Origin of the sequence: Moraxella sp. FZFQ2102, from assembly GCF_024137865.1 — a bacterium.
GTDB lineage: Bacteria > Pseudomonadota > Gammaproteobacteria > Pseudomonadales > Moraxellaceae > Moraxella.
The window spans coordinates 1,976,999-2,003,576 of the sequence record NZ_CP099960.1 but is presented as its reverse complement, the minus strand read 5'-3'; the positions used below and the strand labels follow the sequence as shown (position 1 = coordinate 2,003,576).

Annotated in this window: 28 protein-coding genes; 8 read left to right on the top strand and 20 right to left on the bottom strand. The window is 45.9% G+C overall.

Translation table 11 applies throughout. The features are described from left to right. Positions 1 to 13: 13 nt before the first annotated feature. Together NGM44_RS09435 and ybeY are read left to right on the top strand one after the other, a co-directional pair. Entirely contained in the window at positions 14 to 1,093 is a 1,080-nt protein-coding gene (locus NGM44_RS09435; protein ID WP_253223409.1) for a PhoH family protein, read from the top strand. Positions 1,094 to 1,197: 104 nt separating this feature from the next. Next, on the top strand, positions 1,198 to 1,632 hold the full coding sequence (ybeY, locus tag NGM44_RS09430) for an rRNA maturation RNase YbeY (protein ID WP_371923551.1): 435 nt from the start codon (positions 1,198 to 1,200) through the stop codon (positions 1,630 to 1,632). A gap of 61 nt (positions 1,633 to 1,693) precedes the next feature. Here the strand turns inward: ybeY and pyrF are convergent, their stop codons facing one another. The 9 genes from pyrF to ppsA all read right to left on the bottom strand — a co-directional run bounded on the left by pyrF (position 1,694) and on the right by ppsA (position 10,810). Further along, a complete protein-coding gene (gene pyrF / locus NGM44_RS09425) occupies positions 1,694 to 2,383 on the bottom strand; it encodes an orotidine-5'-phosphate decarboxylase (RefSeq protein WP_253223407.1) in 690 nt (229 codons plus the stop codon). 71 nt (positions 2,384 to 2,454) lie between these two features. Further along, positions 2,455 to 2,847 (bottom strand): LapA family protein, encoded by a 393-nt coding sequence (locus NGM44_RS09420; RefSeq protein ID WP_253223406.1) that lies wholly within the window; start codon positions 2,845 to 2,847, stop codon positions 2,455 to 2,457. 28 nt (positions 2,848 to 2,875) lie between these two features. Beyond that, positions 2,876 to 3,184, bottom strand: a complete 309-nt coding sequence (locus tag NGM44_RS09415) for an HU family DNA-binding protein (RefSeq protein ID WP_253223405.1) — start codon at positions 3,182 to 3,184, stop codon at positions 2,876 to 2,878. 235 nt (positions 3,185 to 3,419) lie between these two features. Continuing rightward, a complete protein-coding gene (gene rpsA / locus NGM44_RS09410) occupies positions 3,420 to 5,099 on the bottom strand; it encodes a 30S ribosomal protein S1 (protein WP_253224674.1) in 1,680 nt (559 codons plus the stop codon). Positions 5,100 to 5,316: 217 nt separating this feature from the next. Further along, the gene (gene cmk / locus NGM44_RS09405; RefSeq protein WP_253223404.1) at positions 5,317 to 6,027 is read right to left on the bottom strand and encodes a (d)CMP kinase; all 711 of its coding nucleotides are present in this window, start codon (positions 6,025 to 6,027) and stop codon (positions 5,317 to 5,319) included. A 28-nt stretch (positions 6,028 to 6,055) separates the two neighbouring features. After that, positions 6,056 to 6,520, bottom strand: coding sequence for a tRNA adenosine(34) deaminase TadA (tadA, locus tag NGM44_RS09400; protein ID WP_253224673.1), 465 nt, complete (start codon positions 6,518 to 6,520; stop codon positions 6,056 to 6,058). A 95-nt stretch (positions 6,521 to 6,615) separates the two neighbouring features. Then, complete coding sequence (gene ung, locus NGM44_RS09395) at positions 6,616 to 7,326, bottom strand: uracil-DNA glycosylase (RefSeq protein WP_253224672.1); 711 nt, start codon at positions 7,324 to 7,326, stop codon at positions 6,616 to 6,618. A 9-nt stretch (positions 7,327 to 7,335) separates the two neighbouring features. Then, positions 7,336 to 8,277, bottom strand: a complete 942-nt coding sequence (locus tag NGM44_RS09390) for an RDD family protein (protein ID WP_253223403.1) — start codon at positions 8,275 to 8,277, stop codon at positions 7,336 to 7,338. Positions 8,278 to 8,434: 157 nt separating this feature from the next. Then, a complete protein-coding gene (gene ppsA, locus NGM44_RS09385; protein WP_253223402.1) occupies positions 8,435 to 10,810 on the bottom strand; it encodes a phosphoenolpyruvate synthase in 2,376 nt (791 codons plus the stop codon). 339 nt (positions 10,811 to 11,149) lie between these two features. Here ppsA and NGM44_RS09380 point away from each other — a divergent pair, with 339 nt between their 5' ends. From NGM44_RS09380 to sthA, 3 genes are all read left to right on the top strand, one after another. Continuing rightward, a complete protein-coding gene (locus tag NGM44_RS09380) occupies positions 11,150 to 12,013 on the top strand; it encodes a pyruvate, water dikinase regulatory protein (RefSeq protein WP_253223401.1) in 864 nt (287 codons plus the stop codon). A gap of 39 nt (positions 12,014 to 12,052) precedes the next feature. Next, positions 12,053 to 12,409 carry a DUF4377 domain-containing protein gene (locus NGM44_RS09375; RefSeq protein WP_253223400.1) on the top strand — a complete coding sequence of 119 codons (357 nt, stop codon included), beginning with the start codon at positions 12,053 to 12,055 and terminating at the stop codon, positions 12,407 to 12,409. 93 nt (positions 12,410 to 12,502) lie between these two features. Further along, the gene (sthA, locus tag NGM44_RS09370) at positions 12,503 to 14,083 is read left to right on the top strand and encodes a Si-specific NAD(P)(+) transhydrogenase (RefSeq protein ID WP_371923550.1); all 1,581 of its coding nucleotides are present in this window, start codon (positions 12,503 to 12,505) and stop codon (positions 14,081 to 14,083) included. A gap of 76 nt (positions 14,084 to 14,159) precedes the next feature. Here sthA and NGM44_RS09365 read toward each other — a convergent pair whose 3' ends face one another. Together NGM44_RS09365 and NGM44_RS09360 are read right to left on the bottom strand one after the other, a co-directional pair. Beyond that, positions 14,160 to 15,233, bottom strand: coding sequence for a mechanosensitive ion channel family protein (locus NGM44_RS09365; protein WP_253223399.1), 1,074 nt, complete (start codon positions 15,231 to 15,233; stop codon positions 14,160 to 14,162). A gap of 84 nt (positions 15,234 to 15,317) precedes the next feature. Beyond that, the gene (locus tag NGM44_RS09360) at positions 15,318 to 16,526 is read right to left on the bottom strand and encodes an Mrp/NBP35 family ATP-binding protein (RefSeq protein WP_253223398.1); all 1,209 of its coding nucleotides are present in this window, start codon (positions 16,524 to 16,526) and stop codon (positions 15,318 to 15,320) included. Positions 16,527 to 16,666: 140 nt separating this feature from the next. Between NGM44_RS09360 and queA the strand changes: the two genes are divergently transcribed. Then, entirely contained in the window at positions 16,667 to 17,749 is a 1,083-nt protein-coding gene (gene queA, locus NGM44_RS09355; protein WP_253223397.1) for a tRNA preQ1(34) S-adenosylmethionine ribosyltransferase-isomerase QueA, read from the top strand. A gap of 77 nt (positions 17,750 to 17,826) precedes the next feature. Then, positions 17,827 to 18,990, top strand: a complete 1,164-nt coding sequence (tgt, locus tag NGM44_RS09350) for a tRNA guanosine(34) transglycosylase Tgt (RefSeq protein ID WP_253223396.1) — start codon at positions 17,827 to 17,829, stop codon at positions 18,988 to 18,990. A gap of 65 nt (positions 18,991 to 19,055) precedes the next feature. Here the strand turns inward: tgt and NGM44_RS09345 are convergent, their stop codons facing one another. The 5 genes from NGM44_RS09345 to prmB all read right to left on the bottom strand — a co-directional run bounded on the left by NGM44_RS09345 (position 19,056) and on the right by prmB (position 23,124). Further along, entirely contained in the window at positions 19,056 to 19,526 is a 471-nt protein-coding gene (locus tag NGM44_RS09345; protein ID WP_253223395.1) for a hypothetical protein, read from the bottom strand. A 160-nt stretch (positions 19,527 to 19,686) separates the two neighbouring features. Further along, a complete protein-coding gene (locus NGM44_RS09340; protein WP_253223394.1) occupies positions 19,687 to 20,091 on the bottom strand; it encodes a hypothetical protein in 405 nt (134 codons plus the stop codon). Positions 20,092 to 20,362: 271 nt separating this feature from the next. Further along, a complete protein-coding gene (gene ybaK / locus NGM44_RS09335; RefSeq protein WP_253223393.1) occupies positions 20,363 to 20,830 on the bottom strand; it encodes a Cys-tRNA(Pro) deacylase in 468 nt (155 codons plus the stop codon). Positions 20,831 to 20,919: 89 nt separating this feature from the next. Next, positions 20,920 to 22,008, bottom strand: coding sequence for a chorismate synthase (aroC, locus tag NGM44_RS09330; RefSeq protein ID WP_253223392.1), 1,089 nt, complete (start codon positions 22,006 to 22,008; stop codon positions 20,920 to 20,922). A gap of 3 nt (positions 22,009 to 22,011) precedes the next feature. Next, positions 22,012 to 23,124 (bottom strand): 50S ribosomal protein L3 N(5)-glutamine methyltransferase, encoded by a 1,113-nt coding sequence (gene prmB / locus NGM44_RS09325; RefSeq protein WP_253223391.1) that lies wholly within the window; start codon positions 23,122 to 23,124, stop codon positions 22,012 to 22,014. Between the two features lie 268 nt (positions 23,125 to 23,392). Here prmB and NGM44_RS09320 point away from each other — a divergent pair, with 268 nt between their 5' ends. After that, a complete protein-coding gene (locus NGM44_RS09320) occupies positions 23,393 to 24,535 on the top strand; it encodes a cupin domain-containing protein (RefSeq protein ID WP_253223390.1) in 1,143 nt (380 codons plus the stop codon). Positions 24,536 to 24,678: 143 nt separating this feature from the next. Here the strand turns inward: NGM44_RS09320 and rplI are convergent, their stop codons facing one another. From rplI to NGM44_RS09300, 4 genes are all read right to left on the bottom strand, one after another. Further along, positions 24,679 to 25,155, bottom strand: a complete 477-nt coding sequence (gene rplI, locus NGM44_RS09315) for a 50S ribosomal protein L9 (RefSeq protein ID WP_253223389.1) — start codon at positions 25,153 to 25,155, stop codon at positions 24,679 to 24,681. A gap of 16 nt (positions 25,156 to 25,171) precedes the next feature. After that, positions 25,172 to 25,399 carry a 30S ribosomal protein S18 gene (gene rpsR / locus NGM44_RS09310; RefSeq protein ID WP_049235696.1) on the bottom strand — a complete coding sequence of 76 codons (228 nt, stop codon included), beginning with the start codon at positions 25,397 to 25,399 and terminating at the stop codon, positions 25,172 to 25,174. Positions 25,400 to 25,415: 16 nt separating this feature from the next. Beyond that, entirely contained in the window at positions 25,416 to 25,817 is a 402-nt protein-coding gene (gene rpsF / locus NGM44_RS09305) for a 30S ribosomal protein S6 (protein ID WP_253223388.1), read from the bottom strand. A gap of 167 nt (positions 25,818 to 25,984) precedes the next feature. Then, positions 25,985 to 26,470 carry a hypothetical protein gene (locus NGM44_RS09300; protein ID WP_253223387.1) on the bottom strand — a complete coding sequence of 162 codons (486 nt, stop codon included), beginning with the start codon at positions 26,468 to 26,470 and terminating at the stop codon, positions 25,985 to 25,987. Between the last annotated feature and the right edge of the window lie 108 nt (positions 26,471 to 26,578).

Genomic DNA, 26,578 nt, shown 5'->3' with positions numbered 1-26,578 from the left:
AAAAGGAAAACCCTTGAGCATCACTCGCACCATTACCCTTGAGATTGGCACCCATGAACTGCGTACCCTATTGGGTGAATATAATAAACACTTAAAATACATTCAAGAAAGACTAGAAATCCAAATCATCAACCGCCAAAATCAGTTCATCATCACAGGCGACTTGACCGCCGTAGAACGCGCTGAGATCATCCTTGCTAAGCTTGCCGAACTTGCCCAAGAGCAAGACGACATCGACGGTGAAGAGCTGCATTTGGTCATCCAATCCAGCTTATCGCGTAAAGCCGATGTACCAAGCCAAGCCAAAACCCCTTATGCCGACATCAGCCTGCGCACGCGCAAAGGCAAGATCACCCCGCGCGGCTATAATCAGCAGGAATATGTTAAGAAAATCTTAATTTCTGATGTGTCTTTTGGCGTTGGTCCTGCAGGTACAGGTAAGACTTATCTTGCTGTGGCGTGCGCGGTTGATATGCTTGAGCGCGGTGAGATTGAGCGGATTTTGCTTGTGCGTCCTGCAGTTGAAGCGGGTGAAAAATTAGGCTTTTTACCAGGGGATTTGACCCAAAAAATCGATCCGTATCTGCGCCCACTGTACGATGCGCTGTATGAGATGCTTGGCTTTGAAAAAGTTGGCAAGCTGCTTGAGCGCCAAGTTATTGAAGTTGCGCCACTTGCTTATATGCGCGGTCGCACGCTGAATAATTCTTTTGTAATTCTCGATGAAGCACAGAACACCACGCCTGAGCAGATGAAGATGTTTTTGACGCGTTTGGGCTTTGGTTCACGCGCGGTGATCACAGGCGACATGACGCAGGTCGATTTGCCACGCGGTCATAAGTCAGGTCTTGCTCAGGCTCTGCAAATCCTATCAAAAATTGATGAAATTCATATCACTCGCTTTGATAGTAAAGATGTCGTGCGTCATCATTTGGTGCAAAAAATCGTCCAAGCCTATGATGCGTTCGATGATGAACAAGAAAAAATCCAAGCGCAGAAAAAAGCCGAACGCCTAGCTGTCAAGCTTGCCGAACAAAGCGATAAGATCGAATCAAACACTCAAACTTCCACCACTCAAGGTGAAGCATCATGAGTCATGAAGTTTTTGTCAGCTGCAATGATATACTTGATGGCGCGCTTATCGCCCAATATGATGGCTTTGATTTTGAAACGGTACTTGCCACCGCCCTATCTGTGATGGATGATAAATTGGCAAATGGTGCATCATTTCGCTATTTTGATAATGCGGTGGATTATTGGCATAAGCCTAAGACCTTAAGCATCTATATCACCGATGCCCAAGAAGGTCGTGCGCTCAATCTTGATGCACGCGGTAAAGATTATGCCACCAATGTGCTGTCTTATCCGAGCGAATTGCCAAGCTTTTTATTGGATGAATTGCCTGAGATTGAATTGGGTGAGTTGATTTTTTGTCATGATGTCGTGGCAAAAGAAGCTGACGAACAAGGCAAACGCTTTAATGATCATTTAACGCACTTAACCGTACACGGCATTTTGCACCTGCTTGGTTTTGATCATGAAATCAGCGATGCTGATGCTGATGAGATGGAAAGTTTTGAAATTGAGATTTTGGCGAAATTGGGGATTGGTAATCCTTATTTGGATCAATAAACCCTACAAACAAAAAGCCTTGGCTGTATTGCACAACCAAGGTTTTTTTGCTATAAACCACTTAAATCTGCGACAAAATCAGTCTTAGCTTGTCATTAGGATTATCCGCAGTAGTAATCGAACGCCCAATCACCAGAAAATCTGAGCCATTATCAAGCGCATCTTTTGGCGTGCAGATGCGTTTTTGGTCATCTTTGGCATCCTCCGCTAGACGAATACCCGGTGTAACCAATTTAAAATCCGCGCCGAATTTGGCTTTTAATTTCGTCGCTTCTTGCGCTGAACAGACTACACCGTCCAAACCTGCGGTATGTGTCAAGCCTGCCAAATGCTCCACCTGCTCGGCAACGCTGCGATTAATACCCAGCTCTTGCAAATTGGCATCTGTCATCGATGTCAGCACCGTCACCGCAATCAAAAGCGTATTATAGCCACTTGCACTCAATCGCTCTTTACACAGTCGCATGGCATCAACGCCAACGCTGGCATGAATGTTAGTCATCCACACGCCCATATCCGCCGCCGACAGCACTGCTTGCGCCGTGGTATTAGGAATGTCGTGAAATTTCAGATCCAAAAACACATCAAAGCCACGCTGATGAAATGCTTTAACCACATCAACACCGCAAACAGTAAACAGCTCTTTACCCACCTTTAGTCGGCATAGTGATGGATCTAAGCTATCCGCCAGTGCCAAAGCGTCAGTTAAGTTGTGCTTATCCACCGCAACAATCACAGGCGATGTACTCATAATTCACTCCAGATTAAATTTTTGGCAATAAAAAAACCGTTTGAAATAACGGTTTTTATTTTAACACATCTTTATTGTTGTGTGTGCCCAACTTGTTGTTGTGGCGCATTGACAGTTGTTTCAGTCATTGCAGCCAAAGTGTCATTTTGACGCGCCATCTCAAGCTGTTTGGCTTGCTCAGCAAGTTTTAGATTGGCATCTGTCAATTGCGCTTGGACGGTATTGACTTCTTTTTTCAAGCGGCTGATTTCCCATTTATTTTGGAATACACGGAAAATAAGCAGCGCAAGCAAAATACCGATCAACACACCAAGAAAAATGGTCGCAACCAGTACCAAACCCAAGCTCATATCCGCCACTTGTGAAAACAGCAGATTAACCGTGATGGCTTGGTTATTTAATACCACCAACGCCAATGAATAAGCAAAGGCGATGACCAATAAGATAATCAGAATAATATGCATAAAAAAAACTCAATGTCTTTCGAGTGGATCAGTCATTGACTGCATTGACGGCTTCGCGAAGTGCTTTACCGGGCTTGAAAAATGGTACTGCCTTGGCATCCACCTGAACCTGCTCACCCGTGCGTGGATTACGCGCCATGCGTGCTGTACGATGATGCAAACAAAAACTGCCAAAGCCGCGAATTTCGATACGACCATCATTGACCAATTCATCGACCATCATCGCCATGATCAGACGCACCGCTTCATCAACCGTATGCTCTTCTAAGCCTTCGCTGACCGCAGCCAAATTGGTAATTAAATCAGACTTGTTAATAACAGCTTGTGCTGATTGCATGAACACCATCCTTTTAGCACCAATGACTTTCAAACCTTTTTTGTCATCAGTCAAATCAAACTCATGTTCTGTAATAATAGCGTAATTTTCGCAAAAAGTGAACGAATATTTTGTTAAAATTCATTGAATTAAGCAGTGTTTTGTAAATTTTATCATTTGCGCACCAGTTCAAATGATGTAAACACAAAAAAAAGCGATGGGTAAAACACCCATCACTTTTTAAAAGTGCTAGTGATTAGCCTTTTAGTGCATCACCGAAGATGTCGCCAAGTGTTTTTGGCTGTGCTTCAGTTGCTGCAGTGTTTGAAAGCTCTTTGATGGCTTGACGCTCATCTGCTTCATCTTTAGCCTTGATAGATAGGCTGATGCTGCGAGATTTACGATCTACACCAACGATTTTCGCTTCAACTTCATCACCAACATTCAATACTTTAGAAGCATCTTCAGTACGCTCGCGTGCGATGTCAGCAGCGCGTAGGTAGCCTTCTACCTCTTCAGCCAAAGTGATGACTGCACCTTTAGCGTCAACTTCTTTTACAGAACCTTTAACAATGGCACCGCGATCGTTCGCTAGTAGATATTCGTTGAATGGATCTGAGTTCAGTTGCTTGATGCCTAGGCTGATGCGGTTTGCTTCTGCATCTACAGATAGAACAACAGCTTCTACAGTGTCGCCTTTTGAGTAGTTGCGGATTGCTTCTTCGCCAGCTTCAGTCCAAGAGATGTCTGATAGGTGAACCAGACCATCAATGCCGCCTTCTAGGCCGATGAATAGACCAAAGTCAGTGATTGACTTGATGGTACCGCTGATTTTTTGACCTTTTTCGTGGTTCTTGTCAAACTCTGCCCATGGGTTTGGCATGGTTTGCTTGATACCTAGGCTGATACGACGACGCTCGCCATCGATCTCAAGAACCATCACATTCACTTCGTCGCCCACTTGAACAACTTTTGATGGGTGGATGTTCTTGTTGGTGTGATCCATTTCAGAAACGTGTACCAAACCTTCGATGCCTTCAGCGATCTCAGCGAAGCAGCCATAATCAGTTAGATTAGTTACGCGTGCTTTGGTGATTGTGCCTACTGGATAAGTTTTTTCAACTTCGTTCCATGGATCAGTACCAAGTTGTTTTAGACCTAGGCTAACACGGTTACGCTCACGGTCAAACTTCAATACTTTAACTTTTAGGTCTTGACCAACTTCAACAGCTTCTGATGGATGCTTGATACGCTTCCAAGCCATGTCAGTGATGTGTAGAAGACCATCGATGCCGCCTAGATCAACGAATGCACCGTAGTCAGTTAGGTTCTTAACGATACCTTCTACTTCCATGCCTTCTTCTAGTTTGGCTAGTAGTTCATCACGCTCTGCTGAGTTTTCAGCTTCCATAACGGCACGGCGAGAAACCACGATGTTATTGCGTTGCTTGTCGATCTTGATAACTTTGAACTCAAGCTCTTTGCCTTCTAGGTGAGTTGTTTCGCGTACTGGACGAACATCTACTAGAGAACCTGGTAGGAATGCACGAACAGAACCGATTTCAACAGTGAAACCACCTTTAACTTTAGAAGAAATAACACCTTTAACGATTTCGTCGTTTTCGTGTAGCTGCTCAAGCGCACGCCAGCTTTCTTCACGCTTCGCTTTTTCGCGTGAAAGTACAGTTTGACCCATGCCATTGTCCACAGCTTCAACGACTACATCGATGCTGTCGCCTACTGCTACTTCAAGCTCACCAGCTTCGTTTAAAAACTCTGCACGAGCAACGATGCCTTCAGACTTAAGACCAGTGTCCACTGTAATCCAATCGCTGTCGATCGCAACCACAGTACCTGAAATCACTGAGCCGCGCTCAATGTTAAGACCTTGTTCTGATTGGCTTGCTTCAAACAGTTCAGCAAATGATACCATTATGTTTACCTTAAAAAAAAATATAGCCACAGCCTGCCAGCACAGTGTGGTTCAGTTAAGCATGATGCCAAGCATTGCTGGATTTTTTACTTAGGTTCACGCATTAAAAAAATTAAAACCGCATTATTTTACATCATTTTTAACCAAAAATCACCCAATTTTTACAATTTTCTTGAGCTTTTTTTGGCGTGATGACGGATTAAAAAATACTCAGCGTGCCTTAATTTGTAAAGACAACACCTTTTTGTTCACAAAAAGCTCGCACCCTGGCATAGACTTGCGACGCATCAAGCTCAGAGCTATCCAGCACCAACGCATCATCAGCAGGCTTAGACGGGGCAACACTGCGGTTCTCATCGCGCTCATCACGCGCTTTGATGTCATTTAAAATCGCATCATAATCCGCCGCTTTGCCTGCTTGCTTTAGCTGTGCCACACGGCGATCGGCGCGCGCAGCAGCACTGGCGGTCAAAAATACCTTCACAGGCGCATCAGGAAATACCACCGTTCCCATGTCGCGACCATCGGCGATCACGCCATTTTGGGCTGCCATGTTGCGCTGCACATCAAGTAGCGCGGCACGCACTTTAGGAAAGACCGCAACTTTTGACGCATAGCTGCCCACCGTTTCATTGCGAATATCATCTTGTAGTGGTTTGCCATTGATGACAATTTCCACCGCCTTGGTATCGTGGTTGATCACAAAAGCAAGGTTTAAAGATTGGGTTAATTTTTCTAATTGCACTTCCAAATCTGCCACGCCATCGACAAGCAAGCCTGCTTGATGCGCAAGCAAGCCAACGATGCGATACAGCGCGCCACTATCCAGTAAATTATAGCCCAATTCATCCGCCAAGCGATACGCCAGCGTACCTTTGCCTGCGCCACTTGGGCCATCGATACAGATGACGGTGTGTGTTTGATTTGTCATAATAAATTCTCAAACCTGTTTAAAGTTCTTAACTTTTTGCCAATTTTTCTGATCGTTTATCTTTACGGCGTTGTTTAAAAAAATTACTCAATACTTGTGAGCATTCACACGCCAATAAGCCATTTTGTACCGCGATATGATGATTATAAAAATCCATCTGATGCAAACTTAACCGACTGCCAACCGCGCCAGATTTCGGCTCACTTGCGCCATATACCACACGAGTGACGCGCGCATGAATCAGCGCCCCAAAGCACATAGTACAAGGCTCAAGCGTCACATACAGCGTGGTATCCTTAGGCAGACGATAATTATTCAGCCGCGCACAAGCATCCTGCAGTGCAACGATCTCAGCGTGTGCCGTGGGATTGTGCGTACCGATTGGGCAATTATAACCCTGTCCGATGATCTGTCCATCATGCACAAGCAGCGCGCCGACAGGGATCTCGCCTGCTGCCGCGCCCTGCTTTGCCAATGCCAACGCCTGCTGCATTATCGCCACATCATCCAATGACCAAAATTGACAATGGCGAAAATGAATATCAGCCCAATTGGCTATAGGTTTCTTAAGATTAATTGACATTATCTTTAGGGTAACTGCCAATCAATCGGTGTATTGCCATGCTTGATCAAATAAGTATTGGTTTTAGAAAACGGACGGCTGCCAAAGAATCCACCGCGATTTGCCGACAGTGGCGATGGATGATTTGCCGTCAAAACCAAATGCTTGCTTGTGTTAATGAACCGCCCTTTATTCTTGGCATAACTGCCCCACAGAATAAAAACCGTACGGTCGGTTTGTTCGTTCAACACCTTGATCACATAATCGGTAAATTCTTCCCAACCTTGCTTTTGGTGGCTACCCGCCCTACCCATTTCTACGGTCAAAGTAGCATTGAGCAGCAGCACGCCTTGGGTCGCCCAATGGGTCAGATCGCCATGATGACTGACAGGTATACCCAGATCTTGCGCAAGTTCTTTTAAGATATTCTGAAGACTTGGCGGTTTTGGGATGATCTTTGGCACACTGAACGATAAGCCCATCGCCTGCCCTGCACCATGATAAGGATCCTGCCCCAAGATCACCACTTTCACCTGCGATAATGGCGTCAGATGAAAGGCGTTAAAAATCTGCTTGGTCGGCGGAAAAATCTCTTTGCCTTCTGCGTACTCGCCTTGTAAAAAAGTCCGCAAGCCATCCATCGTCGGGCTTAATAACGCAGGCGCCAGTGCCATTTTCCATTCATCGGGCAGCTGTACACGCGCAAGGGTCGCCTGTGCTTGTTCTGTCAATTGCATCATTTTATCTTATTTCTTTTTGAAGGGAACAGATGAAGTTTTGACCACCACAGTGCCTGCCAATTTATCATGCCATCCTTGTCTGTTACGATCACGACTTGCGATGAAATAGTTAATCATCAATAAAATCAATGATAAGTTAATCGGCACAGGTAAGCCTGATGCTACTTGATAAATCACAAACAGCAGCAGCACACGCAAAATCACGCGCTTAAAGAAATTGGGCTTGTCATGCGTCTTATCATCGACCGTGCGAATACCGACCACCATTTTACCAAATGACTGACCGCGCGCGATGATCAAAATCAGCTGAATCACTACATATGACAAAATCAGCGCACTGGTAAGCGTCATCGCCTGCGGTGCAATCTGCGTCGCAAGCTCTTGGGCATATGCCATGCGCTCAGTGAATGCGCCTGTATTCAGCTTGACAGGATCAGGATTGAGCGACATAAAGCTTTGTAAAAACGGCAACAGGCTCAATAAAAACAGCACAAAATTCACCACCGTCGCCAAAAAGCGCGAACCGATGCTGGCATAAATCGCCTGCTCACCTGCTTTAGGTTGCATGCTTTGCGGTGCGCGCTCTTGGGTGGTTTTAGCTTGCTCAGGGGTAGCGCGACCATACAAATCAGCAACACTGACGCGTTTTTTATCTTCAGTCTTTGGCAGAGCATCATCAGTCGGATGAAAATCAGGATTATCCCCAAAACCGCGCTGCTGTGGTGCAGTTGTGGTTTGGCTTGGTGCGACTGTACTGGCAGACTCAGGCAAAACAGGCGCATAATGCAATTGACCTTGGGTTAATTCGCCCAATTTTTGCCATTGACTCATTCCCTTATGCCACGCCAAATCATCCAGCAGTACTTCGCCTGATGACAGCATGGTGTTTAGTTCATCTAGGGTATAAGGCCCTGCTTGCACATTATTTCTTGCCAAATAGATTTTCATAAACCGCCTAATTGTTTTACTTAAATTTTTAAATGCAACCTAGTATTGTAAACCATATGATAGAAATAAAAAAGGCTTCAGCCGATAAATTGATACAAAAATAAAACAGCACAAGTATCGTACTCATGCTGCTTTATTCAGTTTAACTCATAATCACTTATGATTTATTCTTATCATCTGCTAGGAACAACCAAGTATCAAGCACCGTATCTGGGTTTAGCGATACTGAGCTGATACCTTGTTCCATCAGCCAATAGGCAAGATCTGGATGATCTGATGGGCCTTGACCACAGATACCGACATATTTGCCTTGTGCGCGGCAAGCATCGATGGCAGTTTTTAGCAGTTTTTTCACCGCTGGATCACGCTCGTCAAACAGATGCGAGACAATGCCTGAGTCACGGTCTAGACCTAGGGTCAGCTGCGTTAAGTCGTTTGAACCGATTGAGAAACCATCGAAATATTGCAAGAATTCATCTGCCAAAATCGCATTGGTCGGCAGCTCGCACATCATGATAATTTCAAGATCATTTTCACCGCGTTTCAGACCATTTTTCTCAAGCAATTCAATCACTTGCTGTGCTTCGCCTGTGGTACGCACAAATGGAATCATGATCTTGACATTGGTCAAGCCCATGTCATCACGCACATATTTTAGCGCGCGGCATTCAAGCTCAAAGCAGTCGCGGAAATTTTCTGACACATAGCGACTGGCACCACGGAAACCAAGCATTGGGTTTTCTTCTGATGGCTCGTACAGCTTTCCGCCGATTAGGTTGGCATATTCATTTGACTTAAAGTCAGACATACGCACGATCACAGGCTTATCACGGAATGCCACCGCAAGCGTTGAGATACCTTCGATCAGCTTATTGATATAGAATTCAACTGGTGAATTATAACCTGCCATGCGCTCTTGTACCGCTTGTACGGTTTCTTGTGGTAGGCTATCGATGTTCAATAGCGCCTTTGGATGCACGCCAATCATGCGGTTGATGATAAACTCAAGACGCGCAAGACCCACACCTTCGTTCGGGATTTGGGCAAAATCAAAGGCACGATCTGGATTGCCGACATTCATCATCACCTTAAAGCCAAGCTCAGGCATGGTGCTGATTGAATTACGCTGTACTTCATAGTCCAGTAAGCCTTCATAAATAAAGCCAGTATCACCTTCAGCACATGATACAGTCACTTCTTGACCATCGGTCAGCACTTCGGTGGCATTACCAGAGCCGACGATCGCAGGCACACCCAGCTCACGCGCGATGATCGCCGCATGGCAAGTACGACCGCCACGGTTGGTGATGATCGCTGATGCGCGCTTCATCACTGGTTCCCAATCTGGATCAGTCATGTCTGATACCAGCACATCACCGTCTTGGACTTTGCTCATCTCATTTAGATTGGTGACGATACGCACCTTGCCGCCGCCGACACGCTGACCGATAGAACGACCTTCGGTAAGTACTTTTGCACCTTTAGAATTGATGACATAGCGCTCCATGTGGTTCTTGTCTTGGCGAGACTTGACCGTTTCTGGACGCGCTTGCACGATGAAGATTTCACCTGTGTCGCCATCTTTTGCCCATTCGATGTCCATCGGCTGACCGTAATGCTTCTCGATGATCATCGCTTGCTTGGCAAGGCGTGTCAGCTCATCGGTGGTTAGGGCAAATTGATTGCGATCGGCTTTTTCGACATCGACAATCTTGGTTGATTTGGTGGTGCTGCCTTCATCGCCATAGACCATTTTCTTTTGTTTTGAGCCTAGGTTACGGCGCACGACCGCTGGGCGATTTTGTTCAAGCAATGCTTTTGATAGATAAAACTCATCTGGGTTTACCGCGCCTTGCACGACCATCTCGCCCAGACCATAGCTTGCAGTGATGAAGACCACTTCATCAAAGCCTGACTCGGTATCTAGCGTAAACATCACGCCTGAAGTACCTGTCTCTGAGCGCACCATACGCTGAATGCCTGCTGACAGCGCCACGCCTGCGTGCTCAAAGCCTTTGTGCACGCGATATGCGATCGCACGGTCGTTGTACAATGAAGCAAAGACTTCTTTGATCGCGATCAGTACATTGTCAATACCGCGAATGTTTAAGAAAGTCTCTTGCTGACCTGCAAATGATGCATCTGGCAAGTCTTCTGCTGTTGCTGATGAGCGCACCGCCACCGCGATGTCTTGACCGCCTGATAATTCATCGAACGCTGCACGGATTTCATCTTCTAGATCTTTTGGCAATTCTTGGTCAATCACCCAACCACGAATCTTCGCGCCTGTCTCGGTCAAAAGCTCAACATTATCAACATCCAAGCCTTTTAGCTCAGCATTGATCTTATCCAATAGACCTGTTTCGTTCAAAAAGCGGTTGAACGCATCAGATGTGGTGGCAAAGCCATTTGGCACATTCACACCTAAGTTGCCCAAGTGGCTGATCATCTCGCCCAGTGACGAGTTTTTACCGCCGACCAGTTCAACATCGTGCTTGCCCAGCTGATTAAATGGAATGACTTGCTTGCTCATGGTGATAAACTCCAAATAAAGGAATGCTGTAATAAGATTTCATTAATCTGCCATCATAACGATGGTGTGATTTGATATTAAATCTGTATCAAAGCAATTTATAAGATTTGTCGATTATAACGACAAAAAAAACAATACACAATGCATTTATCGTTATATTTTTGAATTATATACTGACATTTTTAAAATATATATCAAAACCCTTGAATTTTTTATTATTTTATGATTCAAATTCATTCAATGATACAAAACACAACACAGCCGCCGTGCAATTTACTCACAACTTTTATTTTTTATGCTATAATCAGCCAATATGATTGTTTAAAAGGTGCTTTTGACATGTATGTCCACACCCCCACACCAAGTACCCCACCCAAAGACCCTGTTCGCAGTGCGTTTTTTATCTCTGATGGCACAGCGATCACCGCAGAAACGCTAGGCAAATCGCTATTAAGCCAGTTCGCTGATGTTGAATTTGATATTCAAGTCATCCCTTATGTTGATAGCGTTGAGCTTGCCAAGGATGCAGTTGCTCGCATTAATAAAGCTTATAAAAATACCAATCTGTTGCCACTGGTCTTTGATACCATCGTCAGCGATGAGATTCGCGAAGTCATCAATACTGCCAATGCGTGCAATCTTGATATCTATGAAGGCTTGATCACGCGTATTGCCACCGAGATCAACCACAAGCCAAATCCACACGCAGGCATGGCGCACAGCAGTGTCGATTCGGATGACTATAAAGCGCGTATCGATGCGGTGCATTTTGCCTTAGATAATGATGACGGCGCGCGTATTACTCATTATGATGGCGCAGATATTATTCTGGTCGGTCTGTCGCGCTCAGGCAAAACACCGACTTCGCTGTATCTTGCCCTACAATACGGTATCCGCGCAGCGAACTATCCATTGACCGAAGAAGACTTGGACACCAGCAACCTACCCCCTGCCCTAAAAGCACATAAGCATAAATTATTCGGTCTAACCATCGATACCGAACGCTTGGTGCGCATTCGCCAAGAGCGTAAAGCAGGCAGCCGCTACGCAAGTCTTGCTCAATGTCAAGCTGAGCAGCAAGCAATCCAAGCCATCTACAGCACCCAAAAAATCCCCAATCTGAATGTTTCTGAAATGTCTGTCGAAGAGATCGCCACGCGTATCCTTCAGATGACTGGACTGAAGCGTCGCATTGGGATGTGATTGTAAATTATTTATTTTTAATTATTATTTAAATTTATTATGAAAAAAATTGCTTTAATTACCCTAAGTTCTGCCGTACTACTGACTGCTTGCCAAAAAAGCGTGCCGAAACCCGAACCGCTATATGTGCCAAACATCGCCCTTGCCCCATCGCAAGTGCTAGAGATCGCACCGACACGCTCAATCTGCCAATCATCACAGCCAATGCAATGCTTGACTGTCAAAGTACAAGGCACAAGCGATCAAAATGCGTTCGGTATTGGTTATAACAGCATCAAAGGCTTTGAGCCAAAAACTGGTGTCAGCTATAAGATCCGGGCTGCACAAGAGATTGACCAAAATACAGGGCAGCCGACAGGGTTTTGGCAATTAAGCGAAGTGCTGTCACAATATTAATAACTGCCCAAAGATAGCCAAAAACACAATGCGGTAATTTAAGGATTGCGAATGACAAAAAAAAGCAAACAACCCAATAATCAACAACACAAAATCAATAAGGAAGCCGCCGTGACCAATGAAACTCTCGACGCGGCAGTCGAAACTGCCAACACCCAAAGTACCGCCGCCACCCAGCAAGGTAACACCTTTGAACATGTGGATCACGACCATCTGCACCCAAGCCTAATCAGCCCCTTAGATGGTCGCCGTATCGGTCTGAACACACATACCAAAAGTAAAATCAAGCACGGCTATGAATACGACGCCATCGTCCTAGGTGCAGGCCCTGCTGGTGAAGCGGCAGCGATGAAGCTTGCTAAATCAGGCTACCGTGTCGCTGTCATCGATCCGCGCGAACAAGTCGGCGGTAACTGCGCGCATGTCGGTACGATTCCAAGTAAAGCACTGCGCCAATCGGTATTTAACTTGATCAGCTTTCGCCGTGATCCACTATTTAATAAAGCCAAAGAAAGCTATCAAGTGCCACTGAATAAAGTACTGAGCCGTGCGCGTGAAGTCATCCGCACACAAGTACAGACACACAAGCTATTTTATGAGCGTAACCAAATCGAAGTCATCCAAGGCTGGGGCAGTTTCATCGATGCGCATACTTTGGAAGTCTATACCCACGATCATGAACCCACCAAAACCATCACCTTTAACCAAGCAGTGATCGCGGTCGGTTCACGCCCTTATCGTCCTGATACACTTGACTTTGAGCATCCGCGCGTCTTTGACTCTGATACTATCTTGCAGATGGATTATATCGCGCGCAAGATCATCATCTACGGTGCAGGCGTCATCGGCTGTGAATACGCATCGATTTTCACAGGGCTTGGCTATGTGGTTGATTTGATTAACAATAAAGAGCAGCTGTTAAGCTATTTGGATGAAGAGATTTCGGATGCATTAAGCCACGACTTACGCCAATTCGGTGTGCGCATTCGCAACCACGAAGAGATTGATCGTCTTGAGACGCACGATGACTGCGTGATTCTACATCTAAAAAGCGGTAAAAAGATCAAATCAGACGCTATTCTATGGTGTAACGGTCGCTCGGGCAATACCGACAGTCTAAACCTAGAAGCCGTGGGCTTAACCGCCAACAACCGCGGTCAGCTGGAAGTTGATCAAACCTATCGCACCAGCGCGCCACACATCTATGCGGTCGGTGATGTCATCGGTTGGCCATCACTGGCATCGGCTGCCTATGACCAAGGTCGTAATGCGGCAGGCTTTATGGTCGGTGATAAAGATGCCGAGTTCATCAGCAGCGTACCGACAGGTATTTATACCATTCCTGAGATTTCAAGTATCGGTAAAACTGAAGCTGAACTGACCGCTGAGCAAATTCCTTATGAAGTCGGTCAAGCCTTCTTCAAGCACTTAGCACGCTCACAGATCATTGGTGAACGCTCAGGCGTCCTAAAAATCCTATTCCATCGCGAGACCCTAGAGATCTTGGGCATTCATTGTTACGGCAACCATGCATCTGAGATTATTCACATCGGTCAGGCGGTGATGAAGTGCGGTCATACGCTTGAATATTTCATCAATACCACTTTCAACTACCCAACGATGGCAGAAGCCTATCGTGTGGCGGCTTTGAATGGTATGAACCGAATCTTCTAAGTGTTTATGCTAAAATAAAATCACGCTCAAGTTTGGTGCTTGGGCGTGATTTTTTGATATGCTAAAAAAAATAAGCTTAATCAGGGGTTTGACTATCAGCCGTACTGTCTTTTTGGACAGGTTTGGCTACTTGTGCCAGTTTTAATAACTCATCCAAATGCTCAATCTGTATCGTGCGATTCGGATAAGGAATGCCTATGCCTGCATCATCCAAGGCATATTTGACTTCTTCTAACAGCTCGCACTGCACTGTGTACCAGTCATCATTCGTCGCCCATACGCGCAGGAGTAGATCAACTGAACTCTCACCCAGTGCCGTCACCACCACCGTTGGCTCTGGATCGGGCAGCACCTTACCGTGTTCTTTGGCAAGCTCAACCATCACCTTGCGTGCTGTGCGAATATCGGCATCATAACTGATACCCACAGCGATATCCACACGGCGCGTTGGTAATGATGAAAAATTGGTGCTGGATGAAGTCATGATGTCACCATTTGGGATGATGATTTCATGATTATTAGCCGTCTTAATGCGCGTATTGACAAGCGTGATGTCAAGCACCGTGCCTGTTTTTCCGCCCACTTCCACGACATCACCACGCCCAAAGGGACGAAAAATCACAATCAAAACACCCGCTGCTAGATTGGATAATTGATCTTTTAGCGAAACACCGATCGCTACGCCTGCTGCACCCAAAATGGCAACAAATGAGTTGGTATTGACGCCCAATTTATTCAGCGCTGCCAAAATCACCGCCACCAGCATAATGCCATACAGCAAATTGCCCAAAAAGTTTGCCGCCGTGCTATCCAGACGGCTGCGCGCCATGATGCGTTTGGCGACATTGACAATGCGCTTGCCAATCCATTTACCGACAAAGAAAATGATCAGCGCAAGAATGATCTTGCCCGACATATCGATCGCCATCTGGGTCAGTGTCGCAATATCAATAGGAATACCCAAAAACTCAAGCGCGTTATTCGTGCTATGCTCAAGCGATTCTTTGGTCACTTCAGCAGCGTGCGTGGCAGCTTCTTTGGCAGTTTCAGCGGCTTTTTGGGCGTCGCTTGCCGCTTGTGCGACAGTGTCTGCGGTTTGCTCTACCGTTTTTTCAACGACTTTTTCTGCTGCTTTGGTCACATCGGTCATAGAATGGTATCCATTTTTTTTAATTTAAATTTTAAATTTATTGATCAATAAACAGCTAAGAACTGTATGAATTTTTAACAAAAATCAGAAAAACCGACCAGTTGGTTTTTTGGCAAATTGTCCAACGCGCGCATCCACCGCCGTTGCAATCGCTTGATAATGCTCGCCCAAATGATTCTCATGCAGCACACTTGGCGCGCCTTCATCCATAGAAACGCGAATCTTAGCATCCAATGGTAACTGCCCTAATAGTGGTACACCATAAGCCGTCGCCATCTCATCACCGCCACCACTGCCAAAAATCGCTTCGGTATGACCGCACTGGCTACAAGTATGCAGCGCCATATTTTCAACAATCCCAAGCACAGGAATCTCAGTTTTATAAAACATCTCAATGCCCTTTTTGGCATCCAATAGCGCGATGTGCTGCGGCGTGGTGACAATCACCGCACCCGTCACAGGGATTCTTTGGGCAAGTGTCAGCTGAATATCGCCCGTTCCTGGTGGCATATCAATCAGCAGATAATCCAGCTGTGGCCAGTTGGTCTGATTATACAGCTGCATCAATGCCCCCGTTGCCTTGATGCCACGCCAAGCCACAGGGGTGTCTTCTGATGCGATCAGGTTGCCAATTGACAGCACCGCCATACCACCTGCATCGATCGGTACAAATTGATCATTTTCTACTTGTGGCTTGACTTCCGCAATCCCTAGCATAGCTGGAATGGATGGGCCGTAGATGTCGGCATCTAGGATACCGACTTTTTTGCCAAGCTTTTGTAGTGCAAGTGCCAAGTTCACCGTTGTTGTCGATTTGCCCACACCGCCCTTACCTGACGCGACAACGACAATGTTACTGATACGCGGGTGCGCGCTCAGCTCGCTTTGCTTAGGTGCAGCTTTGGCAGGCTTAGCATCATCTTGATGGGTTGGGATTTTGTCATCGGCTTTGGGCGCAGGCTGATACGACTGCACCACTGCATCGCTTTTGGCTTTGGCAGTATTATCAGCTTGGGCATCGGCATAGGCGATGGCTTCTTTGGCAATCGAAACATTGATATTCACTTCTTTGACACCCATCGGATACAGGCGCTGCTGCAAGCTGCGATACTCGCGCTCAAGCTCAGCGGTATCATCACTCATGCCAATGCGCATGGCAAGCTCAAGCACATCACCTTTTAGCTCCGATGATTTGACAAATCGCATAAACGGCTGACCAAACAGACTGCGCGACTCAAGCTCTGCTTGCACTTGTTCTTGTAATGACATTTTCTTTTTAAATATATTAAACATAGCTTGCCTTTGGTTTTTAATTCTCAACAAATCGCCTTATTTTAGCACAATTTGGACCGATTGACACCGCCAAGAGAAATCGCTAGAGAAACGCCTGATTTTTTGGTAAAATAAGCAATTTTCATTATCATTACGACACCATGAGCCAAACCAATACCCCTTTGCTGGTCAGCGATTATGATTATCATCTGCCTGATGAGCTGATCGCGCGCCATCCACTTGCTGAGCGTAGCCAGTCACGCCTGATGCACCTTGCTGATGACAAGATTAATGATCGACAGTTTGCTGATTTATTAGATTTATTAAATGAAGGTGATCTGTTGGTGCTGAACGACACCAAGGTTATGAAAGCACGCTTATATGGTCAAAAAGCTACAGGCGGTGCGGTGGAAGTGCTGGTTGAGCGACTTTTACCCGATGAAGATGGGATGCTGCCACACCGTGCGCTGTGTCATGTGCGCTCAAGCCGTGCGCCCAAAGCGGGTCAGACGCTGTCTTTGGCTGATGGTCAGATGACAGCCATCATGCTCGGTCGTCAAGAGAATTTATTTATCCTAGCATTCGCTGCGCCGATTTTGCCTGATTTGGATCGCTATGGTGAGATGCCGATTCCGCCATATTTTGAGCGTGATGCCGACGAGATGGACAATGAACGCTATCAGACCGTGTTTCACAATCCTGACAAGACCGCAAGCGTCGCTGCGCCGACTGCAAGCCTGCATTTTGATGATGAATTATTACATAAAATTAAAAACAAAGGCGTGCAAATTGCCTTTGTGACGCTGCATGTTGGCGCAGGTACTTTTGCCCCAGTTAAGGCAGATGATTTGCGTGATCATATCATGCACGCAGAATTTGCCCACTTGTCCCAAGCGACTGCCAACATCATCAATGCCACCAAAGATGCAGGCAAGCGCGTGATTGCGGTAGGCACGACGGTGACGCGCACACTTGAGACCGCGCATTTACACCGTAAAGATGGCAAGCTTGTCGAATGTGCAGGTGATACGACGATTTTTATTTATCCGCCTTATCAATTTGGTGTGGTGGATTGCTTGATTACTAATTTTCATCTGCCAAAATCAACGCTTTTAATGCTCGTTTCTGCTTTTGCAGGCGTTGATAATATCAAAAATGCTTATCAGCACGCCATCAATCAACAATATCGATTTTTTAGCTATGGCGATGCGATGTTTTTGCAGAAAAATGATGGCTTTTCTTAAAATCAGTTATTTGAAATAAAGTGATCTTTTTTTAAATAATTATTTTAGAATTACGAATTTATATTTTAGAGAAATTTATGAAATTTACCCTACACAATACCGATGGCGGTAATAATCACGCGCGCCGTGGTACAGTGCATTTGGCACATGGCGAAGTACAAACCCCTGCTTTTATGCCAGTTGGCACTTATGGTACAGTCAAAGGTATGCTACCGCGCGATATCCACGGCATCGGCGCGGACATCATTCTTGGCAACACTTTTCATCTGTGGCTGCGCCCTGGGATGGAAGTGATTCGCGAATTTGGCGGATTGCACAATTTCATTCATTGGGACAAGCCGATTTTGACCGATTCAGGCGGCTTTCAGGTGTTTAGCCTTGGGGCGATGCGCAAGATCACCGAAGAAGGTGTGGCGTTTCGCTCACCTGTGGATGGCGCGAAGGTGTTTTTGTCGCCTGAGGCTTCCATGCAGATCCAAAATGATCTGAACTCTGACATTGTCATGCAGTTTGACGAGTGCACGCCTTATCCTGCCACGCACGAAGAAGCGAAAAAGTCGCTTGAGCTGTCACTGCGCTGGGGGCAACGCTGCATTGATGAACATCAGCGACTGGGTAATAAAAACGCCCTATTTGGCATCATCCAAGGCAGTATGTACAAGGATTTGCGCACGCAATCCCTGCAGGGTTTATTAGATATGCCGTTTGATGGCTATGCAATCGGCGGTCTGTCTGTAGGCGAACCAAAAGATGAGATGATCGGCGTGCTCAATTATCTGCCAAAAGCCATGCCAAACGATAAGCCGCGCTACTTGATGGGTGTGGGTAAGCCTGCTGATATCGTCGAAGCGGTGCGCCGTGGCGTGGATATGTTTGACTGCGTGATGCCGACCCGAAACGCGCGCAATGGTCATTATTTCGTTACGGGCAATAGCGAAAATAAAGGCATCGTGCGCATCAAAAACAGCCAATATCGCCTAGATACTGCGCCGCTTGATGAGCATTGCGACTGCTACACTTGCCAAAACTTCAGCCGCGCCTATCTGTATCATCTGCACAAGTGCAAAGAGATGCTCTCAGCGCAGCTTGCCACCATTCACAATCTGCGCTACTATCAAAGACTGATGGCGGACATTCGTAAAGCCATTGAAGAAAATCGCTTTGATGAATTTGTCGCCGAGTTTTATGGCAATTGGGGCATGGCAGTGCCCGAATATGATAAGGATGAGCATCGGATTTGACAGCCGCGCAATAAAAAATCCGCCAAGCTGAATGGTTTGGCGGATTTTTGGTATTTAAATTGCAATCATGACGCAGACTTAATATCCACTTCGATCTCAAAATCTAGGACATTCGGACGCGTGGCGATGGCATCGTATTCTACACGGATGACATGGCGACCATTGTCCGTTACAGTATAAATACCATTGGCAAAGTCATGAAAAACAGGCATTCTCAGCGTTGGTTTTAGGCTACTATTCGAAACCACGACCGAGATTTGATCGCCCACTTTAGGATAGATAAAATAGTCACAAGAACTGGCAGAGATACTCTCTTGGCGTACTGACTGGGTGGTATCGACACGCTTTTGGATCAAGCGCGGACAAGCATCAGCAGCACTGCGTCGCGTCACGACATCATTCTCACCTGCCGCAGTATTGTCGATCGTCTGGGCGGTTGGCTCGGTTTTTTGGGTGTTTTCGCAGGCGCTGAGTATACACATCGCCAACACAGCAACGCCAATCGTTCGACTTGTTTTTTCAAAAAAATATTGCATCTGGTCAATTCCCGATTCACCAAACAGCTGATACCTTCTGGAAGCGTCTTTCGCCCATTGCCAAGACCGCAACTGCTTTTACTATTTACAATTATAACACAGTTTTTACAAAAGTAAACAAAAAGCCTTGAAACCAATATTCTCAAGGCTTTAGCATCAATTACTGGCCCAAAAAGCTGGTTGCGCAAGCATTGATGGTCTTGGTCACCGCCGATGCTACCACTTGGGTGCGCGCTGCAGGACTTACCGCCGCTTGAGCGATTTCGGTGATGGTGACGCTTTGTGGGGCTTTTTCAGCGACACAGCCGCAGACATTGTTTTCAAGTGCAGTTTTTTGTTCGCTGCTTAGCACCATTGACGCGGTTTTATAAATCGGTTGGTTGTTTAGCTCTGTACGGCACTTGGCATCGACTGCTTGTTGGAAAATCGCCATACCGACATTGGTCGCTGTACCCACGCCGATCGCCGTCGCATCACCTGCAGTCGCTGCACCTGTCGTACCGCCAGCCGCACAGCCCGTTAATGCTGCCACTGCCAAAATCGCTGCACCAAAACTCTTTTTCATAAGACACCTTTATTAATTAACATACCAATGAACACTTGGCTTGTAAAACTTGATCAAAAATACACACCACCACTTTATTTATATTTATGTAAAATTACCTGAAAATACAAACAAGTAGGTGCACAGTGAATGTTAAAAGGATTGTGCGATTTTTACAAGTAGCAAACTACAAACTGATACTTCAAAGTACAAATAAGTACAAATCATTACATTTGGTTACGCTTGTATCACTAAGCTTGTCGGCGTGGTGACATGGCTTAATGACTACCATTCAAGCATCAAGCACATCTGCGACAGTCGCGGATAAAACTTGCACCAAATCATCAGGATGAATACCAATATCACAGCCACGGCGACCGCCACTGATATAGATTTTGTTAAACTGCTTAGCAGAAATATCCAATACGGTTTTTAGGCGTTTTTTCTGTGCAATCGGACTGATACCACCGACGATATAGCCTGTGATGCGCTCAGCGTCTTTTGGTTCTGCCATCTGTAACTTTTTTACCCCGACGGCAGCAGCAACCTTTTTAAGATTTAATTTATGATTGACAGGTAAAATCGCCACAAAATAAGTCGCACCATCAGTTACAAGCAAGGTCTTAAACACTTCATCGACCGACAAACCCAATGCTTCAGCTGCTTCTAGCCCAAAATCATGGCGGTTTGGATCGTGCTCGTATTCATGGATACTGTGGGTGATTTTTTGCTTTTTTAATAAATTAATCGCAGGAGTCATGGCTATCCTTATTGTAAATTTCTTAAACAATATAAAATCTTAAAACCCAACAAAAAACCACAAACGCAACGCACTTGTGGTTTAGAAAGTTAAGCAATCGGCTTTAATGGCGGTACGACATCGGCATTTTGTGCGCGATTACGCATCAGATGATCCATCAGCACAATCGCAAGCATCGCTTCAGCAATTGGCGTTGCGCGTACGCCGACGCACGGATCATGACGCCCTTTGGTGATGACATCGACCACTTCACCGTCCAGATTGACGGTTTTACCTGGTGTGGTGATGCTCGCGGTTGGCTTAAGTGCGATGGCAACCTTAATCGTCTGACCGCTTGAGATACCGCCCAAGATACCGCCTGCATGATTTGCCGTAAAACCATTTGGCGTCAGCTCATCACGGCTTTCGTGACCAAACTGCCCAGCCACCGCAAAGCCATCGCCGATCTCCACACCCTTAACCGCATTGATACTCATCATCGCATGAGCAATGTCGGCATCAAGTCGATCGAACACAGGCTCGCCCAGACCCACTGGCACATTCTCAGCATAAATCTCAAGGCGCGCGCCACAGCTTGTACCTTGTTCACGCAGCGAAGTCACCAGAGCTTCAAAGCGTGGCACAGCATCGACATCACCACAGAAAAATGGGTTATTGCCCACTTCATTCCAATCCAGCTTTTCAGCCTTTTCTGTGCCGATTTGGGTAACATGGCCACGAATGACGATGCCGCATTTTTCTGCCAAATATTTCTTGGCAATCGCCCCAGCTGCCACACGCATTGCCGTCTCGCGCGCCGATGAACGACCGCCGCCACGATAATCGCGAAAGCCGTATTTCATCGTATAAGCATAGTCGGCGTGATTTGGGCGAAAAGTTGTTGCGATATTGCCATAATCTTTGGATTTTTGGTCAGTGTTACGAATCAAAAGCCCTATTGGCGTGCCAGTGGTTTTGCCTTCAAAGACCCCTGAGATGATCTCGACTTCATCAGGTTCTTTGCGCTGCGTGGCAAATTTGGAAGTACCTGGTTTGCGGCGATCCAGCTCAATTTGTAAATCTTCTGCCGACAGCGACAGTCCTGGTGGCACACCATCGACGATCGCCATCAAGCCTACGCCATGTGACTCACCGCAAGTGGTAACGGTGAACAGTTGTCCAATCGTATTGCCAGCCATGAGTTACAAGCCCCCTTTGACACGCTCAACTTGACGCGCAAAATCTTCACGATATTCAAGCAGTTCTTCACAACTGATGGCAAACACACCGCTGCCGCCCTTTTCAAAAGTCAGCCATTCAAACTGAATCTCAGGATAAGCTTGGCGCAATGCCCATTCGCTATCACCCACTTCACAGACCAACAAACCATCGCGCGTCAGATAATCAGGCGCGTCATGCAAGATTTGATGCACCAAATCCAAGCCATCTTGCCCTGCTGCCAAGGCGTGCTCAGGCTCGTGCAAAAACTCAGGCGGCAAATCTGCCATCACCGCAGCATCAACATATGGCGGATTGGTCACGATCAGCTCGTATTGATTCTCAGCAGGAATCTTGGCAAACAAATCAGACTCAAGTAAATTCACCTGATGCTCAAGCTCATGATGCTCGACATTCGTCCACGCCACTTCTAGCGCATCTTTGTCAATATCTGTGGCATCAACATTGGCATCAGGAAATGCCTTGGCAAGCGCGATGGCGATACAGCCAGAACCTGTACAAAGGTCCAAAATACGCTCAGGCGCGGCAAGCTGCTTTTCTTCCAAGCCATGATCAAAAAACTTATTCTTGCGCGCGTCATCGACATCGAAATACGGATAAAATTGCTGATTGATCAGCTCAGCAATCGGCGAACGCGGAATCAAAACGCGCTCATCGACATAAAATGGCAAACCGCAGAAATATGCCAAATTAATCAAATAACTCAATGGCTTACGCTGAATGATACGCTCAGACAACAAGGTCAGCACTTCTTGCTTTTCGCTTGGGGTAAGCTTACAGTCCAAAATCTGCTCATCTGCCGACCATTGCAATGACAATGAATGCAGCACAATCGCCGCTGCTTCAGCAAATTCATCGGTCGTGCCTTGCGCCACCACCACATCATATTGGCGCAGTTTCGTCACCACAAAGCGGATAAAATCACGAATGGTCACCAAAGCTTGCTCAGCTTCGCCAAGCTCAGCGTACAAAGCCGCGATGTCTGCTTGGGTCAGATCGCCATTTTCGCTTGGAATGTATTCAAATTCATGCTCTAATAAGTCGTCATGATTTGCAGTTTCATTAAATTCTGACATAAATAACCTTAAAATTCGGATTTATCCACAGGCGCGATTGGCAAGTTCATCTACATCACCCATTCACGCCCAAAATTAGGTGAAAATTGCCCTTATTATAAAGAAAAGCGGTGAAAATTACCACAATTGCCACAGTGAATTTCTAAAATTTTCATCATTTGATAAAGATCAATCATAAAGCGCGCGATTGGGTTTGGATTTATCCAGAAAAATTGCTACACTATGCAAAAGCTTTTTTGATTTTAATTGAAATACACTGGACAATTGAATGAAACACAATGAATATTGCTTGCCTAATGGCATGAGCGCTGAGACTTTTTTGGCAGAATATTGGCAGAAAAAGCCGCTTTTGATTAAGGGTGGTTTGCCTGCTTTGGTGGGAATGTTTGAACCTGAAGATGTGCTTGGATTGGCTTTAGAAGATGGTGTATCGGCGCGTCTGATCAGCCAAAGTGACGCCGATGAAAGCCAATGGTCATTGAAAAACTCGCCACTTTGTGAAGAAGATCTACAAAATACACCAAAGCTTTGGACGATCTTGGTACAAAATCTTGAGCAGTGGTCGCCTGAATTAGGTGAGTTGTGGTCGCATTTTGACTTTATTCCAAAATGGCAACAAGACGACATCATGGTCTCGGTCGCGCAAGCCGGTGGCTCGGTGGGTGCGCATTATGATGAGTATGATGTGTTTTTGGCGCAAGGTTATGGCTCGCGCCGTTGGCAGCTGGGCAAGATGTGCGACGATGGCACGCCATTTGTGCCTAATCAGCCTATTCGCCTATTGGATGATATGGGCGAGATCATCTTTGATGAAGTGCTGGAAGTGGGCGATGTGCTGTATGTACCGCCGATGCTGAGTCATCATGGTATCGCTCAAGATGATTGCTTGACTTTCTCATTTGGTTTTCGCCGCCCAAACCTTGTACAGATCATCGATGAAGTCGCCGATGTCGCAACCAACCACTCAGAACTTTTCCGCGTTTTGACCTTGCCACAAGCCGCACAAGCCGATGCTTATGAGCTGAGCCGTGATAGTATTGCCGCGATGAAGCAGGCGCTGCTTGACCTACTTAATTCAGAAACAGGTGATCAAATCATCGCCGATGCAGTGGCTGAACTGGTCTCAAAACGCCAATATGAACTACTTGCTTTTGAAGATGAGCTAAATAGCCAAGAATTAAAATTACGCCTAAGTGATGGTGAGTGCCTGATGCTCAATCCTGCTTGTCGCTTTGTGCGTGTGAATGATGACTGGTATATCAATGGCGAGTGTATCTGCCTGAATGATACCACCCTATCGGTGTTTGTACGCTTGATTGACGGCGAAGTCCTAAGTTATGATGATGTGCCAAATGCCACCATGGATGAAATCACTGGCTGGCTGAATGATAATTGGTTGGTGTTGGTGTAAGTTTATTCTGCTGATGACCCTGCCATGATCTGATAATGGATTGTGGCAGGGTTTTTGTTTAACTTATCAAATTCACTATTTTATTAACAAAAACAAAAAACCCCCAAAGCTATACACTTCAGGGGTTTGTAATCCTTTAAGGATTATTCTTCGTCAGCATCAGCAGCTGGTGCATCTTCGCTTAGGATAGTTACCAAGATGTCAGCAGAGATATCATGGTGTAGTTGGATGGTAACTTTGTACTCACCAACTTGACGGAATGCGCCTTCAGGCATCTTCACTTCTTGACGATCTACTTCTAGGCCAGACTTAGTCAAGGCATCAGCGATGTCACGAGTACCGATAGAACCGAATAGCTTGCCTTCATCACCAGACTTAGCACGCATGATGACATTTACATCAGTTAGTGCTTCAGCGCGTTGCTTAGCAACTTCTAGTTCTTTTGCTTCGATCGCTTCTAGTTCAGCACGGCGTGCTTCAAACTTAGCGATGTTCGCTTCAGTTGCAGGTAGTGCTTTGCCTTGTGGGATTAGGTAGTTACGACCGTAACCAGCTTTTACATCAACCGTTTCACCAAGTTTACCAAGATTAACGACACGCTGTAATAGAATAACTTGCATGATTTATCTCCGTTAATTACTTGTGGTTGTCAGTGTATGGCAATAGAGCCAAATAGCGAGCTTGCTTGATCGCCACAGCCAATTGACGCTGATATTTGTTAGAAGTACCAGTGATACGGCTAGGAACGATTTTGCCATTTTCGCTGATGTATTGCTTTAGTAGTTCTACATCTTTGTAATCGATGTGAGTGATGCCTTCAGCGGTAAAGCGGCAGAACTTACGACGACGATAAAAACGTGCCATGATGAAATCTCCTTAATTAGTTATCGCTGTCAGCGTCGCTCTCACCTTGCTCGGTGCGAACTTCGTTACGACGGTTAGCTTTGCGAGTGCGCTTATCTTCTGCTTCTTTCGCTAGTGGCGATTGTTCAGTGATAGCTGCTTCGCGGCGGATAACTAGGCTACGGATGATGGCATCGTTGTACTTGAACAATTCTTCTAGCTGAGCTAGAGTTTCGTCGTTACATTCGATGTTCAGTAGCACATAGTGTGCTTTGTGGATTTTGTTGATTGGGTAAGCCAATTGACGGCGACCCCAGTCTTCTAGACGATGGTTCGCACCACCATTCTCTTCAACGATAGTACGGTACTTAGTTACCATGTCGGCAACTTGGTTGCTTTGGTCTGGATGAACCAATAGCACCACTTCATAATGTCTCATAAGGACTCCCTACGGATTAAAACAGCCACCATCAGACCGTATCTGACAGCAGCAAGGAGATTGAAAAACAAGGCTTGGCAAGCCAAACCTATTTAACAAAGCGCGTATTATACACACAAAATTAACCAATGACAAGTTTTATTTTACTTAACCATTGGCAATCAAACTTATGCCTGTGACTGGTTTTGGTTCATTTGGCGTTTTTGTTCTTGGATGCGTGCGGTTTCTGCTTGATTTTCGGTGGTATTTGCGATTACGCTACGCAGCATTTGCCAAATCGCACCAACGACAAGCAAGGCTGCAAACACTGCCAAAATCGGCAAAAACGCCACCACAGCACCCGCAAAATCTTTCATCAAAATCGCATGAAACACACCAAGCATCGCAGGTGCAACTTCACCGCCGCCACCAGCTGCCTGACCAGGTGCGAACAAAATCGCTGCCACCATCACCCAACTGATACCCTTAAAAGGACGCGGAAACAATCGCGCAATCAGCCACCACAGAGCCAACACCAGCACACATCCCACGACATACACCGTCAATGGCAACTGCGCCGCAGGTATTGAGTCTGTGACATTAGCCCACCATGCAAAAAATCCTGCCAAGGCTTCGCTGATTTTCTCAAGCGGCAAATCTTTCAACCAATTCATGGATACTACCAACTATGAAATTTTCGCCTATTTTATCATGCTTTTTGTCAAAAACTGTTAAAAATTCGTAAAATGGCAAAAATTTGCATAAATTCAATCAGTTATGTA

Excerpts from the sequence above, each read along its gene's own strand:
- ybeY (WP_371923551.1), top strand. The coding sequence starts at position 1,198 with ATGGATGATAAATTGGCAAATGGTGCATCATTTCGCTATTTTGATAAT.
- pyrF (WP_253223407.1), bottom strand. The coding sequence starts at position 2,383 with ATGAGTACATCGCCTGTGATTGTTGCGGTGGATAAGCACAACTTAACT.
- NGM44_RS09420 (WP_253223406.1), bottom strand. The coding sequence starts at position 2,847 with ATGCATATTATTCTGATTATCTTATTGGTCATCGCCTTTGCTTATTCA.
- NGM44_RS09415 (WP_253223405.1), bottom strand. The coding sequence starts at position 3,184 with ATGCAATCAGCACAAGCTGTTATTAACAAGTCTGATTTAATTACCAAT.
- cmk (WP_253223404.1), bottom strand. The coding sequence starts at position 6,027 with ATGACAAATCAAACACACACCGTCATCTGTATCGATGGCCCAAGTGGC.
- tadA (WP_253224673.1), bottom strand. The coding sequence starts at position 6,520 with ATGCAGCAGGCGTTGGCATTGGCAAAGCAGGGCGCGGCAGCAGGCGAG.
- ung (WP_253224672.1), bottom strand. The coding sequence starts at position 7,326 with ATGCAATTGACAGAACAAGCACAGGCGACCCTTGCGCGTGTACAGCTG.
- NGM44_RS09390 (WP_253223403.1), bottom strand. The coding sequence starts at position 8,277 with ATGAAAATCTATTTGGCAAGAAATAATGTGCAAGCAGGGCCTTATACC.
- ppsA (WP_253223402.1), bottom strand. The coding sequence starts at position 10,810 with ATGAGCAAGCAAGTCATTCCATTTAATCAGCTGGGCAAGCACGATGTT.
- NGM44_RS09380 (WP_253223401.1), top strand. The coding sequence starts at position 11,150 with ATGTATGTCCACACCCCCACACCAAGTACCCCACCCAAAGACCCTGTT.
- NGM44_RS09375 (WP_253223400.1), top strand. The coding sequence starts at position 12,053 with ATGAAAAAAATTGCTTTAATTACCCTAAGTTCTGCCGTACTACTGACT.
- NGM44_RS09365 (WP_253223399.1), bottom strand. The coding sequence starts at position 15,233 with ATGACCGATGTGACCAAAGCAGCAGAAAAAGTCGTTGAAAAAACGGTA.
- NGM44_RS09360 (WP_253223398.1), bottom strand. The coding sequence starts at position 16,526 with ATGTTTAATATATTTAAAAAGAAAATGTCATTACAAGAACAAGTGCAA.
- queA (WP_253223397.1), top strand. The coding sequence starts at position 16,667 with ATGAGCCAAACCAATACCCCTTTGCTGGTCAGCGATTATGATTATCAT.
- tgt (WP_253223396.1), top strand. The coding sequence starts at position 17,827 with ATGAAATTTACCCTACACAATACCGATGGCGGTAATAATCACGCGCGC.
- NGM44_RS09345 (WP_253223395.1), bottom strand. The coding sequence starts at position 19,526 with ATGCAATATTTTTTTGAAAAAACAAGTCGAACGATTGGCGTTGCTGTG.
- NGM44_RS09340 (WP_253223394.1), bottom strand. The coding sequence starts at position 20,091 with ATGAAAAAGAGTTTTGGTGCAGCGATTTTGGCAGTGGCAGCATTAACG.
- ybaK (WP_253223393.1), bottom strand. The coding sequence starts at position 20,830 with ATGACTCCTGCGATTAATTTATTAAAAAAGCAAAAAATCACCCACAGT.
- aroC (WP_253223392.1), bottom strand. The coding sequence starts at position 22,008 with ATGGCTGGCAATACGATTGGACAACTGTTCACCGTTACCACTTGCGGT.
- prmB (WP_253223391.1), bottom strand. The coding sequence starts at position 23,124 with ATGTCAGAATTTAATGAAACTGCAAATCATGACGACTTATTAGAGCAT.
- NGM44_RS09320 (WP_253223390.1), top strand. The coding sequence starts at position 23,393 with ATGAAACACAATGAATATTGCTTGCCTAATGGCATGAGCGCTGAGACT.
- rplI (WP_253223389.1), bottom strand. The coding sequence starts at position 25,155 with ATGCAAGTTATTCTATTACAGCGTGTCGTTAATCTTGGTAAACTTGGT.
- rpsR (WP_049235696.1), bottom strand. The coding sequence starts at position 25,399 with ATGGCACGTTTTTATCGTCGTCGTAAGTTCTGCCGCTTTACCGCTGAA.
- rpsF (WP_253223388.1), bottom strand. The coding sequence starts at position 25,817 with ATGAGACATTATGAAGTGGTGCTATTGGTTCATCCAGACCAAAGCAAC.
- NGM44_RS09300 (WP_253223387.1), bottom strand. The coding sequence starts at position 26,470 with ATGAATTGGTTGAAAGATTTGCCGCTTGAGAAAATCAGCGAAGCCTTG.